Origin of the sequence: Chryseobacterium sp. 'Rf worker isolate 10', from assembly GCF_050753305.1 — a bacterium.
Lineage (GTDB): Bacteria > Bacteroidota > Bacteroidia > Flavobacteriales > Weeksellaceae > Chryseobacterium.
This window is the reverse complement of record NZ_JBOZOF010000001.1, coordinates 2,192,580-2,209,438: the sequence shown is the minus strand read 5'-3', so window position 1 is coordinate 2,209,438 and position 16,859 is coordinate 2,192,580. Positions and strand designations below refer to the sequence as shown.

General features: G+C 35.6%; 10 protein-coding genes. 6 read left to right on the top strand and 4 right to left on the bottom strand.

From position 1 onward, the window contains the following. Positions 1-124: 124 nt before the first annotated feature. The gene (gene glsA / locus LKL37_RS09995) at positions 125-1,138 is read right to left on the bottom strand and encodes a glutaminase A (protein ID WP_431610449.1); all 1,014 of its coding nucleotides are present in this window, start codon (positions 1,136-1,138) and stop codon (positions 125-127) included. 553 nt (positions 1,139-1,691) lie between these two features. Here glsA and LKL37_RS09990 point away from each other — a divergent pair. The 3 genes from LKL37_RS09990 to LKL37_RS09980 all read left to right on the top strand — a co-directional run bounded on the left by LKL37_RS09990 (position 1,692) and on the right by LKL37_RS09980 (position 9,387). Beyond that, complete coding sequence (locus LKL37_RS09990) at positions 1,692-6,587, top strand: PKD domain-containing protein (protein ID WP_431610409.1); 4,896 nt, start codon at positions 1,692-1,694, stop codon at positions 6,585-6,587. A 71-nt stretch (positions 6,588-6,658) separates the two neighbouring features. Then, complete coding sequence (locus LKL37_RS09985) at positions 6,659-8,521, top strand: T9SS type A sorting domain-containing protein (protein WP_431610408.1); 1,863 nt, start codon at positions 6,659-6,661, stop codon at positions 8,519-8,521. A 167-nt stretch (positions 8,522-8,688) separates the two neighbouring features. Further along, positions 8,689-9,387 carry a DUF1826 domain-containing protein gene (locus LKL37_RS09980; protein WP_431610407.1) on the top strand — a complete coding sequence of 233 codons (699 nt, stop codon included), beginning with the start codon at positions 8,689-8,691 and terminating at the stop codon, positions 9,385-9,387. Positions 9,388-9,471: 84 nt separating this feature from the next. On the opposite strand, the gene LKL37_RS09975 is transcribed toward LKL37_RS09980, so the two are convergent. Both LKL37_RS09975 and LKL37_RS09970 read right to left on the bottom strand, forming a co-directional pair. Continuing rightward, positions 9,472-10,320 carry a sialate O-acetylesterase gene (locus LKL37_RS09975; protein WP_431610406.1) on the bottom strand — a complete coding sequence of 283 codons (849 nt, stop codon included), beginning with the start codon at positions 10,318-10,320 and terminating at the stop codon, positions 9,472-9,474. After that, on the bottom strand, positions 10,317-10,877 hold the full coding sequence (locus LKL37_RS09970; RefSeq protein WP_431610405.1) for a TetR/AcrR family transcriptional regulator: 561 nt from the start codon (positions 10,875-10,877) through the stop codon (positions 10,317-10,319). The genes LKL37_RS09975 and LKL37_RS09970 overlap by 4 nt, the downstream gene beginning before the upstream one ends. A 244-nt stretch (positions 10,878-11,121) precedes the next feature. Between LKL37_RS09970 and LKL37_RS09965 the strand changes: the two genes are divergently transcribed. The 3 genes from LKL37_RS09965 to LKL37_RS09955 are packed head-to-tail and all read left to right on the top strand — an operon-like array spanning position 11,122 to position 14,542. Continuing rightward, positions 11,122-12,336 (top strand): redoxin family protein, encoded by a 1,215-nt coding sequence (locus LKL37_RS09965; RefSeq protein ID WP_431610404.1) that lies wholly within the window; start codon positions 11,122-11,124, stop codon positions 12,334-12,336. Between the two features lie 45 nt (positions 12,337-12,381). Next, positions 12,382-13,797 carry a sensor histidine kinase gene (locus LKL37_RS09960; RefSeq protein WP_431610403.1) on the top strand — a complete coding sequence of 472 codons (1,416 nt, stop codon included), beginning with the start codon at positions 12,382-12,384 and terminating at the stop codon, positions 13,795-13,797. Continuing rightward, on the top strand, positions 13,790-14,542 hold the full coding sequence (locus LKL37_RS09955) for a LytR/AlgR family response regulator transcription factor (protein ID WP_431610402.1): 753 nt from the start codon (positions 13,790-13,792) through the stop codon (positions 14,540-14,542). The genes LKL37_RS09960 and LKL37_RS09955 overlap by 8 nt, the downstream gene beginning before the upstream one ends. Before the next feature lie 243 nt (positions 14,543-14,785). On the opposite strand, the gene LKL37_RS09950 is transcribed toward LKL37_RS09955, so the two are convergent. Next, the gene (locus LKL37_RS09950) at positions 14,786-16,714 is read right to left on the bottom strand and encodes a hypothetical protein (RefSeq protein ID WP_431610401.1); all 1,929 of its coding nucleotides are present in this window, start codon (positions 16,712-16,714) and stop codon (positions 14,786-14,788) included. Positions 16,715-16,859: the final 145 nt, after the last annotated feature.

The following is a 16,859-nucleotide window of genomic DNA, read 5'->3' as shown; positions in this document are numbered from 1 at the left end:
ACTTACTGTTTTTGAATAGGTTAAATGTTAAGGTTTTTTCTGATGAATGACCTATAAAAGTTAGCGTTGTATCAATTATAGGCCAATATTATTTATTGGGTGGAAATTAATGGATTGTCAAAATTTAAAAAATACTTAATCCGTATTGTTTTGCCAGGTCTAAAATCATGTGATATCCTGCGAGTGAATTGCCGTGTTGATCTAAAGACGGACTGAATACCCCGATTCCCATTTTTCCGGGAACACTTACCGTAATTCCTCCTCCTACACCGGATTTGCTGGGCAGTCCTACCATTCTGGAGTATTCTCCACTGAACTCATACATGCCGGCAGTCAGCATCTGTGATTCTACCAGTTTTGCCATGTCGGCATTTTTGTAACTGGAATCTCCGTCAAATCTTACGCACTGGTTGGCGAAGAAGTAGCCTATTTTTGCAAGATCTTCAGCGGTAAGTTCAATAGAGCATTGTTTGAAATAGTTGTCCAGCTGGTCTTCATTTCCTGAAATCAGCCCGCTGTTTTTCATAATATAAAACATACCACGGTTACGATGTCCCGTTGATTTTTCAGATTCGTAAACAGATTTGTTGTAATCTATAGACTGGTTTTTGGTGATGTATCTTACCATATCCAGTATTTTCAGGAATGGTTTTTCTCCGTCTCCGGAAATTAATGAAGTGGTAAGAATTGCTCCTGCATTCATCATAGGATTAAGCGGTTTTCCTGTAGTTTCCAGATTTGAAAAATGATTGAAAGGTTTGTCTGAGCCGAAATACCCCATTTTATCAAAAATATCAGCTTCTCCTTTTTCGTTTACAGCCACCATTAATGAGATGATTTTGGAGATACTCTGCATGGTGAATTTTTTATTCACGTCTCCTGTGTTGAATACCTTACCGTTTTTGTCTACTACGGAAAATGCAATGGCTTTGGCATCCATTTTCCCCAGTTCAGGAATGTAGTCTGCTACTTTGCCCTGGCTGTAATAAGCTCTGTTCTTTTCCAGGATAGTGTTTAGGGTTTTTTCTGAAATGGTTGAAACATCTGCTGTTTTCTGAGCGTAAACAGTTGTGTTTAAGACTAAAAAAGCTGCAGTACAAATTCCTTTTGCAGATGATAAAAAGCTGTTGTCTTTCATAGGTAAGGTCTTCAAATAAAATGTTTATGATATGCCTGAGAAAACAAAGATAAAGTATTTTTAATATTGTCTGTAATTCTCCTTAATGGTACTCTTGCTGTTTATATGATATTTCTAAATTAAATAAAGTAATGTGTATAATGAGATTAAAAAAAAGGTTTTGACAAATGAAAAAATATTTTAAAAAAGAACAGAATTTCATTTAAATTTTTTTTCTTTTTTTAAATGATTTTTAAGTATGATTAATTTTAATTTATTATCTATTTTTAATTAATAAAATTCACAATTTTAATTTTTGTTGATTATTTTGGTTTTTAATAATGCATAAAATGTGGTATTTTATTTATTTAAAATAGGTTTAATACTCGGATTTTTTAGAAAAAGTTAATTTTTTCACATAACTAATATGTGAGTGAAATAAGATATAAGCAGGAATTTGTCTATATCGTTGGACTTCAGTTGTGAAATTGTGTTATTTTTTCACTATTAAATGATTTTTGTATTATTTTTTTTGTTAATTTGACAAAAAATTAATAACACTTTTTTAATAACTATGAAAAACAACACCTATTTTGGTAGGCAGCACGTCTTCAGATGGCTCCTGCTATGTTGGCTTTTGGTGCCCTGGGTACTACAAGCGCAAGCTCGAATTACATGGACCGAAGAGGTCGGATGCCAGGAATTCCGAGGCGAAAAAGAAGGTCAGGTTCCTGACAACGGAATCGCCAGTTCCTACATCAATTCTGCGCAGTGCCTCCGGGTCTGCGAGAAATCATTAGACCCTGTCAAATATCTGGTTCAGGGATCCAACGTTTCTAATGTACAATGGTCAGTTTCAGGAGGAACTGCCACAATTTCCGGAGCCGGAAATACCTTAGCGTATGTTACGTGGGGTGCCGCCGGTAACGGTTCTTTACAGGCTGTGATCACATACAACGACGGAACTGTGGAAACACAGACCATCTGTATTGAAAAAATCAACAGACCTATTGCTAAATTTGAATTGCTGAATCTGGATTATACCGTATGTAACAATACAACGGTGTATTTTGATAACCTTTCTGAACAAAACGGAGGGTCAGATATTGTCAATTATTACTGGCAGTTCGGAGATGGAACTACTTCCACTTCCACTGCTTTTGAGCCGTCTCACGTCTACACTAATCCTGGTACTTATACCATTCAGCTTACTGTAACCAATAAGTGCGGATGCCAGAGTAAATTTAAAAAAGAGATTAAGGTAGTGAAATCTTACCCTGTACAGATCAACTGTGCTTCTGTAGTATGCGAAGGAAGTACTGAGAAATACAATGCACAGGATGGATGTAACAAAGGTCAATGGAAAGTTATTGGCGGAAATATTGTAAGCAATAACGGAAATGAAATTGAAGTAATATGGGATCAGGTAGATCCATTGGACGGTTTCGGGTATGTAATGTACATGTCTGAATGTGCTTGTCCTGAATGGACTACAGTTAAAATCCCTGTGATTTTAAAGAATGCAAAAGTTAAAGGTCAGGAGAAAGTATGTGCTGGTAAGCAGTATACCTATTCTATTCCTCAGTGGCCTACAACCAAAGTTAACTGGAATGTATCAGGACCTGGAGCAGGTCAGTTGGTAAATACCCAGCAGAGAAACGAAATTGTGTTCTCAGCGACTCAGCCAGGAACTTACCACCTTGAAGCTACTTATTTCAATACTTTATTATCATGTGAAGGACATGCTTCTATTGATATCGAGGTAGAGCAGCCGGTAACCATAAGCGGTGGTGCAGATGAAATCTGTGCAGGAACAAGCCAGACATTTACAGCAACACCTAATGTACCTGTTATCTGGAAAGTAACCACTGGAGGTTCTACTGTCACATCGGGAGTGGTATCCGGACCATTTACTTACCCTTTTACAACAGCAGGTACTTATACTATTGTTGCTGTGAAACAAGGAGGAGGTTGTGAAAGTAATCCAAGAATTATTAAGGTATTACCAATTCCACAGCCACCTACAGGAACTATTTCAGGAGAGACTAAAGTATGTCCTGGAAAACCTTATGTGTATACCATCAGCTCTGTAGATGCAGGGATGGTGCCAGTTTGGAGTGTTACCAACGGAACAATCCAGGGGAGTAACGCAGGATCTTCAGTAACGGTTATATTTAATGCTGGTGCTTCGTCATATTCAGTGTCTGCACAGAATAAATCTATGAGTAATGCAGGATGTCTTTCAGCTCCAATTTCGTTCAGTGTAGCCGCATTGGATCTTAATACAATTACGGTCAATCCTAATCCGGGTGGACCTTTCTGTCCGAGCAGCACTCAGACTTTCACTGCCAATCTGAACGGGATTGTTCCGGACTTTATGGAATGGACATTCGGAAGTGCCAACTTCGGAAGTGTTGTAGGAGGACAGGGTACTAATAATATCATTGTAAACTTCAACGAAATTTCTTCAACAAGCAGCACTACGCTGAACTTAAGAGTTGTAAAGTGTGGAGTAACAAAAATTATCAGTGTTCCGGTATCTTTATTGCCGCTTCCTGTGGTGAGCTTCACGAATGTTGGAGGGCTTTGTTTAGGTTCCAATCTTACATTCACTGTAAATCAGGGAATTATCACTTCAGCAACGAGTGTAACTTTCACTTTTGCTAACGGAACGACATATACTACAGCTTATAATCCGGCAGGAAATTATAGCTTCCCGAATAACGGATATATCCAGAACGGTTCAGGAAGTAACATTTCTCAAACGGTGACAGTAACTTATACAGGAACTAACGGATGTAACTATAAGCCTACTGCAAGTGCTAACTTTACTATATATCCTGAAACTATTATTACGGTTTCTCCGGTATATAATATTTTGGTATGTGATCCTACAACAATGACACCGTATACGCTTACGGCAAACAGTTCTACAGGACTTACCAATATTGTTTCTTGGCAGTGGTTCAAGAATAATACACCAATATCTGGTGCTACTACCAATTCTTATACTATTGGAGGAGCAGGCGCTTTTGGAACCTATAGAGTACAGGCTGTAGATATTAATGGTTGTGTGGTTTCTTCACAGAACATTAATGTGAGCCAGCTATGCCCAAGCAGCGGAACTTGTACTGCAAATCCTCAGATCAACTTTACAGCTACATGGTCAGGTTGTAACACAATTTCTACTTCAGGGTTAACGTATAGCGGAACTCCTGATCAGATCGAGTGGTCATCAGACAGTGTACTTACTTTAACTTCCCCTCAGGGACAGCCTACAGCAACCTATCAGACTACTCTTGCAGGAGCACATATTGTTTTTGTACGTTTAAGATATGGTGCATGCTGGTATAGCAAAGCGGTAGAAGTAAGAAAGAATTACGAGCCTAAATTCAGTGTAAGCACAGTGTGTAGCGGAGGCGGATATAATGTGACTCTTTTCAATAGTTCTACTATTTTTGAGATCAATCAGTCATCTATTACCTATACATTCACTAGTCCGGGTCAGCCAACCCAAACAGGACAGACGGCTACTTACAACAACCTTGCGCCAGGTACTTATACCTTCACCATGACAATGTCTGCGCCAGGAAAGCCATCGTGTACAACTACGCAAACTGTTACATTAGCTCCAGTTCCGAATACCAACTTCCTGGTTCCGGCATGGATCTGTGTACGTGAGCCTATTACATTCACTGCGGTGGGATACAACTCGGCTAATACATACACCTGGCTTTTTGATGGCACAGCATATGTGGCTTCAGGATCAGGTGCAACAGTTACTTATAATACAAGTGGAGCAAAGACAGTACAGCTAAAAATCACTACCCCTAACGGATGTGTATATACTTCACCAGTTGCTAATATTAGCGTGAAAGAAGCCTTCATTGATGGTAATATTTCACCTATTAATGTGGTTGCTTGTGCAGGATCTGTTCCTACACTTGTGTTTAATGGTTCGGTAGGAACTGCCAGTCAGTATATCTGGATGAATGGTTCTCAACCAGTACCGGGAGCACCAAATTCATTGACATTCACGCCGACTCAGTCAGGAACTTACTGGCCGGTATTGGTATCACCAGATGGTTGTAAAACAAGCATCATGAGTACTAAAGCGGCAACGGTGACTGTTAAAAATGCTCCATATGTAAATATTTCAGGTAAAGCCAATATCTGTGCAGGATCTTCTACAATACTAAGTGGTCTTGTAACCGATAATACATTGGAATATCAATGGAAGAAAAATGGTTCTCCAGCATCACCTGCATGGATGTCTGGTCCTTATCCGATTACTTTAAATACGGGATCATTAACTGCAGGTACTTATGTTTATACTCTTGAAGTAAGAACTCCGGGAACATCAGGATGTGTAAGTTCTAAAAACTTTACCCTTACAGTAAGCAATCCGCCATCACCGGTTACAGTAGCTTACAGCCTTGTGAGCTGTCAGCCTTATAGAATTCAGCTAACTGCATCAGGACCATCTACAGGAGATTATAACTGGAGCAATGGAATGTCAGGACAGTCAATCACTGTAAATGAAGGTGGTGTATTCCAGGTTACTTATACAGCGCCAAGCGGATGTAAAGTATCTAATTCTGTAGAAGTACCACTAAGTCTTGAAAGCTTGATGTGGGTATTCCCTACAGGATGCTATGACGAATGTCTTAGAGAGAAGAATTATATCATAGGACCAAAAGGAGTATTTGATCACCATGACTGGATGTTGTTCGGAAACAGTATTCAGAGTGGAAACAATAATTTCATTTTCCCATTGTATATCGGAGCTCCGGGTACATACCAATTACAGGTTAATCATTTAGGATGCCAGTATACATCCGGAACCATGAATTACTATCCAGGAAAAGAATGCGGATACGAAACAGATTGTAAGATTAAAGGAGAAATTAAAGGAATGAAGTGGGTTGGAGATCACTACGCCGTTTATGGTGCTATTTACAACACAGGAGGTCAGCCGATAAGTCTTAATGTTACAAGTGTTAATGGATACGGAGTTTATATTCCATCTATTATTACCATTCCGGCTGGAGGAATGTATGATATGAATGCAAATCCATTGGCATTCTATCCAAATCCAAACTTCCAGGGTACTGACGAGGTTTTATTCTATAATGAAACATGTAAGTTTAGTACCAAAGCGGTAGATCCGGACTGGATGGGTATGAGAAGTGCATCAAGAAGCGTTACTGCTACTGCTGTTTCTTCTCTGAAAATGATACCGAATCCTGCGAAGGAAAAAGTGAAAATCTCGTATAATACGGGCGATGAAAAATTACTAGCAAAACAGATTACAGTTTTTGATGCCATGGGCAATGTCAAATTCCGTAAAGAAGTGAAAGCGGCTTCCGGAGAGGTAGACGTGGAAGTTTCCGGCTGGCTGCAAGGTGTTTACATCGTTATTGTACAAACGGGAGACACATCATTACAAGGAAAACTAATTAAAAATTAGTGACTTATAAATCAGTGTTCTCTTCGGAGAGCACTGTTTTTTTATAGTATGTGATAATTAAATGAATTTATATGATACAATTAAAAAACAAACTGTGGGGATTGCTACTTATGCTGCCGGTATTATCTTTTAGCCAGACTTACCAGTGGCAATGGGCAAAACAGGCCGGTGGACAATCTGGTTCTGCCGATCCGGGGTTTAATTACCAATTTGATGAATCTATACGCGATATTGTTGTAGATAATAACAATAACACCTACTATCTCGCAAGTGTATGGAATGGAGGTCAGAATCTGAATGGGGTAGCTGTACCCAATTATGGGCTTCGTGATCTTGTTTTGTTTGCTACAGACTGTCAGGGTAATACATTGTGGTCTACCGTTATCGGAGGATCAGAAGATGGTGAAAATGCCTGGCATATTGAAGTAGATAATAATGGCGGATTATATGTAATGGCTACTCTTTATAACAATTCATACAGCGGAGATCCTACTGCTGTTCCTATGCATTTTGATGCTGCTCACACCATGCCTTTGTATACATATTATGATCAGACGGTAGAACCTGCGCATAAAGCGGGTTATCTGCTTAAATACAAAACTTCTGACGGAACATTAGACTGGAGTAAGGCTTTGCAGGGAGATGTCAGCTATCTTAGCAGACGTTGTGATGTGCAGATGATGTATATGGATTCATCTAAAAATATTCATGCTGTTATGGGGTTCAGAGCAGGAACTCATTTAAATGGTTTAATTACAGTTCCATCAACATTTACTACATCATTTCAATATTATCTGGTTAAATTCAACTATGATAATGGAAATATGACACCAGCAACTCCTTTATTACTTCCTATTACCGGTGGAATAAGCGCGGGAGGAACAGATGGTAAAGTAAACCTGCTGTATGATGAAAGTTTAAATAGATACTATCTGGCCGGAAAAAGAATGGTTGGAAACTACACCAGTAATCTTGAAGATTTTTCGTACAATAATATTCCGTTTACAAAAGATGCTTATGTGCTTGCATTTAATGGAAGTACCGGAGCAGAGTTATGGAGAAAAGAATTTGATAATAGCTTACCAGGATTTATGGATGATGAAATTCATTCTGTTATCAAAGGTTCAGGCTCTTCAGATATTTATATTTCAGGACGTTATTTTTCAGGAACGGTTCCTACAACTTTCGGAAACTATTCTTTTCCTGTACAAAACTATCAGGGGCAGACTCCTTTTGTGATGAAGCTTAATGCTGATGGAGTAGTACAATGGGCAAAAGTTCCGGATGGGCTTACGAGTTTTTCCGCTTACCGTTTCATGAAAGGAAAAATTGCATTGAACGGAAATGAACTGGCATATGCTAAAGGAAGCTGGAATGAGGTTTGGGGAAGTTTTTCAATGACGCGTCCCAATTCAGATTTATCAGATCCTTTGCTGGTGCGCTTTAATAAAGATACAGGAGCGGTAATTGGTACCGGAGAGATTCATAGTAACTTTCAGGTTCAGGATGAATTTACAGCCATTGCTGTAGATAAAGACGGAAATTATGTATTAGGCGGTCTTTTTCATGACCAGCTGTTTACAGATTCCAATGATAATGTCAATACGATGACGGTAAATGTAACGGGGGGAAAATCTCAATCTTTTATTACAAAATATGCTAAATCAGCATGCAGTCAGATGTCGGTAGAAGAAACAGCTGTTCAGGCAGGAATACAATTATATCCGAACCCGGTTCAGGATGTGCTTACAATCAGAAGTAAAGAACCTTTGGTTTCTTATGAAATCTTTGGGGCTACGGGGCAGCTTGTAAAACAGGGAGCTTTGAATATGACACAGGAACAGGTAGTATTATCCTCTCTTCAGACGGGAGTGTATTACATTAAACTTAAAACAAAATCTTCCACAGTAACAGAGAAAATACTGAAGAAGTAAACAACAAAACTGAAAATTAATAACCTTATATATAAGCAGTGTTCTCAGAATGAGGGCGCTGTTTTTTTATGGAGTTTTATATCCGGATCTCTTTATAATAGAGTTTTTTGATCAGCTATTCCGTATTTTTGCAGAGAATTAAACAGTTAAACTCTTTATTCCGACATATGAGCAATACATTTTCTGACAACAGCCAAATTGAAGTGGTTTCTTCTTTTTCTGAACTTATAAGCACTCACTTTCATGAAGCTATGAATGCAATTTGCTGGCACAGAAATCTTATTGGAGATTTTAAAGAAATTGTCTCAAAACTTCAGCCGGAAGATAATTTTGCAGAAATTTTTCCTGAAGATCTTTTGGCACTGCAGCTATCAGAAGAGGGGAGTATTGCGCGGGAGACCATCTTAAATGATATGCAGTTATTGTCAGATTTTGGAGCATCCCCATCTCTTAATTTGCTTACATATTATGATCGTGATGAAGAACTGGATTTTATTTCAACAGATGTATATTCATATCATGTAGACCGATCACCCATTGGAACAGATACTTTTTTATGTACCTATCATGGAGCGGCAAGCGACATCATAGCGAATGATCAGGTTGAACAGAAAATCTTGATTCCGGAAATCCGTGAAAAACTAAGAAAGTTACACGACGGTCCGGAGGAAGAATTTGAAGCCTTTCTGAAAGAATATTTCTTCGATTTACATTATCAGCCTAAACCCAATGCAGAACCTGTTAATTTGGGAGTAGGAAATCTTTGGCGTCTGGCAGTAGATCATCCCGATCAGCAGGCTTTGCCTTGTGTACACAGAGCACCTGTGGAAAATGATGGAGAATGCAGGCTGTTGTTGATTTGTTAATTATCTATTGTATCTTTTGAGAAGAAAAAAACCCAATATCAGAAAGATCTTGGATTTTTTATGGCTGATCATAAAGTATTTTTATTATTCCTGGCTTAATGCGGTTAGTTTGTTTAAGTAATCCTTACTTTCAATATTCCCTAGCGCAAACTCATTTTCCAGCAGCTTTATTTTTTCTGTCTTGGTATAAGGACGCTTATAGATTGAATCCAGTATACTTTCTTCATCCTTCAAAGGTTCCCAAACGTGCTGAAGACCTCGGTAAGCATAATAGTACCTGATTCCCAGTAATCTTTGTGAGTGGGCATTAAAGTGAATACCGTCAGGATTGGCAGTAAGTCCTTTTGCGGTAACGAAAAAACAGTTTTTATGAGATTTGGCAAAAAGCTCCAACTCACGATTGACCAATGAATAATGGACAAAATACTGACCAAATATTCCAGTGGGTAAAAAGTCTCCCAAACCTCCAATGATAAGAGGTACCTCAGGAATGTTGAGTTCATGGCGCAAAGCATCAATAATGACAGAAAATTTTTCCTGATATTGCTCTGCCTTTTCCGGTGAACAGTCATTTTCGCCCTGATGCCATAAGATTCCTTTAATTTTACTTGTTCGCTGGGCAAGTCTGGCTTGTGATACAGCATTTTCAAAGAGTGCACCGCCTACAGCCCAATCATCCAGACTGGTTCCTCCATCAGCACAGGGGATCAATCCAATCTCATCTTGCTCATTATCCAGTCTCCAGGAAGCAGCAAATGATGAGGCGAGACCCACACCTGAACTGGGGCGGTCAAAATTAATCGGTTCAGACATGATCTGCCATAATCCGTTTCTCTGCATTTTAATATGTTCATCAAAAATTAACGGAACATCTTTTATGTACCCACGTCCGGCCATATTGGATTGGCCTATCATTAAAAAAGAATGTATCATTTTTGTTTATTTAGTTGTAAACCTATACTTCTGCTGAAAGAATTCCAGGCTAGTTTCTTTATTTCATTGGGAGCAATATCTCCGGATCTGTATGCTGTGATGGTTGCTGTGATGCTGTTTGTGAAAAGAATTCTTATCCAGGGTAATGGTAATTCACTGTCTATTAACTTCTTTTTTTGCAGTTTCTGTATCGCGCTGAATAAATCGGTTCTAGCTTTTAGATAGTTTTCACCTGTTTCTGTTGTATAAGTGGGTTCAATTTCGTTAAGCTTAATTAAAAAGGCATACCGGGTTCCGCTGTCAATTCCGGCATATAATAAATTTTCCAGCTGTTCTATAGGGTTGCTGGAGCTGTTGCAGGCTTTAATGGCTGCTTCTTCCCAGGCTTTCATCATATTTTTATTGCAAGCTTCTAATAAGTCGTTTCTGTTTTTAAAGTAGCGGTGCAATGTCCTGCGGTTGAGGTTACAGCGTACAGCAATTTCTTCAAATGTTGCCGAAAAATTCTCATTTAAAACAATTATGGCTGTATCAATAATTTTTTGTTGAGTATCCATTAATTTTTAATTGACTCAAATTTACGAGAAATGTCTCAATATTGAGACATTTATTTTTTGATTTAGCATATCGAATGCTTTTTACTTTTTTGAATCCAAATTCACATCCGACATATCCCTTTCCACATTCCCATAACTATTCATTGAATTGTATGTCTAGTTTTGCCTTGTATAATTATTAAATCTATATAATATGGGACTTAAAATATTGTTATTTTGTTTTTTAACAGCCTTTTCGATAGGTATGAAAGCACAGAAAAAAAAGAGTTTTGATAATGATTATAATAAGGTTATTCGGGAAAATGATCCGGATAAAATTATTATGGGTATGGCAAAACTTATTAAGGAATATAAGCTGGATACCTTAAAGCATGAAGAAGGTTTTGATGTATTTAATGGATCTGTGGCAATTGCTTATTTAAAAAAAGATGATTTCAAAAATTTTGAACGCTATATCGGTAAAATAAAAAATAAATTTAATAAGACATCTTATATGAATGAGGCAGCAGAAGAATTATATGAATCCAAGAGAAATATAAATTATGCTGTTAAACTGGCAGAAAACACAATTCGGGTGTATGAATCCTATAAAGATGATCCAAAAGCCAAACCTTCTTATTTTGATCCCAAAGAATGGGAAAGGTTCATGAAAATGGCTGCATATCCCTATAATGAAACCTTTGCTAAGGTGTTGTATGCTCAGGGGAAAACAGATACAGCATTATACTATCTGGAAAAAGCATTACAAAATGAAGATCTGGAAAATATGAGGCCGGAGACAACGCAGCTATACAGTTCTTTATTGATTGCTGAACATCATAATGAAAAAGCTTATAAACTGTTACGGAGAGAGGCTGAACTTGGCAGAGCTACAAATGTGATGGTTGATCAGTTTAAAACACTTTATACTAAATCGACAGGGAAAAATTCAGATCTAGTCATGGATTCAATTCAAAAAAATGTCAACAGCAGATATGTGCAGGAGGTGTCCAAGAAAATAAGCACTGGTCAGCAGGCTTTTAATTTTAATTTAAAAACTTTGGACGGAAATACAGTGTCTTTAAAAAGTCTGCGTGGTAAGGTTGTAGTGCTGGATTTTTGGGCTACCTGGTGTGTACCGTGCATTAAATCTTTACCCACTATGATTAAAATAAGTGAAAAAAATCCTGATGTGGTTTTTTTATACATAGCAACAAGAGAAGAGGAGTCTAATACTGTACAGAGGATAAAGAAATTTATGAAAAAACATCAGTTTACATTTAAAGTATTGCTAGATATTCCTGATAAGAATAATCCCAAAAGTTTTGTAACCCAATACAATTATAAAATAGAAGGAATCCCTGCAAAAGTGGTAATTGATAAAAATGGAGCGATAAAATTTAGCTCAGTAGGGTTTAGAAGTGAAAGCGAGCTTAGCAATGATCTGCAGGCTATGATCGATATTGTAAAAGGTCAATAGTTTTACAAGTCAATTAATTATCTTAGCAAAAGCAAATGTTTGAAAATGAGATTAATAATTCGCAATACCTTGTTTGTTATTCTGATGTTTTTAATTGTAACCACATCAGCAAAAGATTTAAAAGGAGAAACGCAGGAATATCTTATTATAGAAGGGGTAGGGGTGAAAAAGATCGTTGGCAAGAATAAATGGGATAGTAATATAACAACAGTAGGTGGTTTTGTTAAGATAAACACTACAGATCTTTTTAAGAAATCTGATATTAATGTAACGTTTTATTTTACTGGTATTCATAAAGAGTCCAATCTTAGGCAGGCCCATCAGGAGATTTTTTTAGATGTTGGGCAAGGATGTACTTTAGAATTATTTGATCAGAATACAAACAGACTTCTTCAACGATACAAGATACAAAGGATTAAATCTATTCCGGAAATTGAAATAATTCCGAAAAATACGAAGGATTCAGAAAATGGCTCTGCAGAAGAAGTTTCGACAGACCAATATCCCAATGTTATTCTACCATCCGGTACAAAAAAAATAGAATTGTTGCGGAAATCTAAAAATGATACCCTGGAAATTCAATACCGGTTAATTAATTTAAAGACCAAAAAAAATATTTATTCCGGAGTTCTGCATACAAAAGAGACATTTATTCTGGATTCAAATACAGAATATGAGTTGAGATACACCTATACAGTCCAAATGCAAAGTACTGGAGTGGAATACATTAAGATCAGACCACAATGGTATCAGTCGGTGATTATTTATATTTTGGTGCTTCTTATATCGTCAGGGCTTATATTCTATATTGTTACCCGGCAATTCAGGAAAAAAATTAAAAAATCGGAAGCTAAACAAAAAAAATTGGAAGAGGCTGCTATACGTTTGCAATCAATGCTGAATCCACACTTTACTTTCAATGCTTTGAGTACTATTCAGGGATTAGTCAATACAGAACGGATAGATGAAGCCAATAAATATCTCGAAGAGTTTAGTATCCTTTTAAGAAAGTCTTTATCTAAAAGTAAAAACGTTTTTAATAGTCTTGATCAGGAGCTGGAAATGATGCGGATCTATTTAAATATTGAATCCCTTCGCTTTGATTTTAAATGGGAAATAACAGTGCCTGCAGATTTACCTGCAACGGACATCGAAATACCAACATTATTGTTGCAGCCTTTGATCGAAAATGCTATTAAACATGGTGTATCAACGCTCAAACAAAAAGGAGAACTCCGGATTGCATGTACGAAAGAGGAGGAGGATATGATTATACTGATAGAAGATAACGGAACATGGAAAGACAAAACTTCTGTTACAGGTTATGGACTGGCTCTTACCCGTGAAAGAATAGAAACCATTAATAAGATGTATACAGACCAACAGATTTTTTTATCTTTAAATATCAACCAAAGTACTCAGGTAATTTTAACTTTTAAAAACTGGATCAATAATGATTAATGCGGTAATCGTGGATGATGAACCCATCAACATCAGTAACTTGCAATCCTTGTTAACCAAATATTGTCCTTCAATAAAAATTGTCGGGATCGCGGGTTCTGTAGATGAAGCCTGTGCTGTTATTGAGAAGGTAAATCCTGATGTGATATTTCTTGATATAGAAATGCCTCAGAAGAATGGATTTGAACTTTTAAAATATTTTAAAAATCCTCAATTTGATGTTGTTTTTGTGACAGCCTATGATTCCTATGGAATACAGGCGATTAAATTCTCTGCATTGGATTATTTACTGAAGCCTATTAATATTGATGAATTAAAAACTGCAGTAGAAAAAATTGAGCTTTCTCTTACGAACAAAACACATCAGACAAGGCTTGCTAATCTTATGGAATTATTGGAGAATAAATTGCCTCTTGATCATAAAAAAATAGCGCTGCCCTCCCAAAAAGAAACATTATTTGTCCTGGTTCAGGATATTTTGCGGTGTGAGTCATCCAATAATTATACTACTTTTTTCTTAACAGATGGTACGGTACACGTAATTTCCAAACCAATATATGAGTATGAAGAGATGCTCAAGCCTTTCGGGTTTATACGCTGCCACCAGTCACACCTTGTCAATAAAAGGCATGTAGTAAGTATTCTTAATGAAGATTCAGGATATTTGATTCTAGCCCATACAGATCAGAAAATTCCAATATCCCGCCAAAGGAAGCAATATGTAAAAGAAGCGTTGAAAGGATAGTTAGTTTTTATATTAAATTAGTTCTTATATTAAAAAAGATTATCCTTAGTACATACAAATCTGATTTGAGCTAAGGATATATCTGAATTTTTAGAATGAACGTTTTTTTTTTTTTTTTTCGTTCTGTATTTTATATGTCCTACTTTCCGATACAGAAAGTATAAAATACTTTATTCATAGTATTTTACATGTATGGAGATGTACAAAAGATGTACGGATGATTATAAATTTAATCATTGAAGTTTATTGTATGTTTGACTTTATTAGACTTTTTGATATACTTAAATCATCTTCTATTTTTAATATAAGTAAAACCAATAGCTTAAGCAAAGTTTTATAATCATTTTCCTGTTCTTCTTCATTGTGGCTATTGGTTGCATGAACATATTTATTTCGGAGCCATAAGCCATTGGAGAACCTATTATTAAGGTAGTAGTCAAAATATTCTTGTTCGGCTACAGTCAGTAATTTATCAGAAAATTTAACCATTTTTTGTTCACTCATAACATCAATTTCTTCACGAAGAGATTTTGGGAAACGCCAATAACTGATAACATCATAATCTTTTAAATAATAAACAATTAATATTAGGTTTTGGTTTACGAATTCCAATATTCCATTTTCATTTACTTTTAGATAATTTTCATCAATTAATTGTTGGATATTGTTCTTTCTGAAATCATCAAAGTCATTCAATGAAATTTTTTCATTCATCAATAAATGGCAAAAGCTACTATATTTATCTCCATATTTTTCGTAATCAATCAAGTAGCTCATATTGCTGAAAAAAGTATGTTTTAATTTCAAATATTCATCACCAAAAGGATAAACATATTTTTTCTGTAAAAGAGAAGGAATACTACTGGACTTTGAAGTTTTTGTACTTACTTGCAAAAGCTCATAATCAACGATGTCATCCTCTACGTATAATTTGTATTGTTCAAGCAAAGATTCAAATTCTGGTACTATTAATCTAATTTTTCCTAAGTAAGTGCTTTCTTTACTAGGTAAGTGTAGTTTAAAATAATTAATATTGTATGTTTTATTTAAATACTCATTCACAAAGCTTTCTATAACATCCTCTAAATTAATATCCATTGAATCAAGAAAAAACTTATAAATTTCGAAACACATGTGCCCATCCAGCGACTTTTCACTAAACGCAGATGAAATAAAAAATTCATTTTTAGATCTTATGAAAGAATACTCAAAGCTATCAATTTCTGATGTTCTTGGAACAAAATTAATACACCCTTGAAAATCTAAATATTCAAATACAGTTCTAAAATTTTTTAGAAGGGTTACATTATTAATATCTTCACTTAGTCTTTTTTTACTATACGAATAAATTTGTTCTCCATCTTTATATTCTATTTTTTTTATCTCATCTTGATCTTCAGACAGTGCAACCCCCTTTTTTAAAATTAAAGCATGCTCACTATTTAGTAATTCATCATTAATTTTATCAGCCAATCTTTTTGCTTTAAGTCTTGTTTTATCTGTGAATCTTAAATTTTCAGAATCCTTATTTTTAACAATTAAACGGATATAATTTAGATTTGTATTATCTGATTCCAAATATCTATCAATTAATTTTTCACGATCTTCTAAAGTTAATGATCTAGGGAAAAATTTTTCTTGTTGTGGACGATCATGTGTCGCTTCAAAATAACTTAGAAGTATTTCAGCATTAAGCGGATTACACACAAGATATTCACCAATTTCTTTATCAAAATGGTTAACAACTCTTTTGCAGTAAAGAATATCTGAAATTCTAAATCTTTTCTTTTTAAAAATCGAATCTAGTTCAGAACTCGTTATTTGTTCAAAAGTTCCATGCTTATTGATTAATAACCAGAAAGTTTCGAAATAATTAAAATGGATATCATCATAAAAGTTTAAAATGTCGTTTGTATTTAAATTTTTAAAATATTGACTTATATCTTTTTTAAATTCTTTTATAATACCTTTATATAAATCTACTTCCTTTCCTGTCCAATCTTGATAAGTAAAACCATTTTCAATATATTCAATAATATGATGTCGTTCTAAAATATCATCAATGGATTCAATCGGCTTTTCATTCAGCTTATTTTTAAAGAATTCATCAATTTTACCCATCATATGATATGATGCTAAATCCTCTTTTGAAAAGAAAACAATTCTACGCATATTACTTACTTGATCAATATTTATAAACATTAAATATACGAAAAGTGAAAAAAAGAAACTCTATAGAATAATCTTTAGAAACACATCATCTAAATTATCTATAGACTTAATTTATGCTTCTCTTTAATTCAAAAAAATAATACTT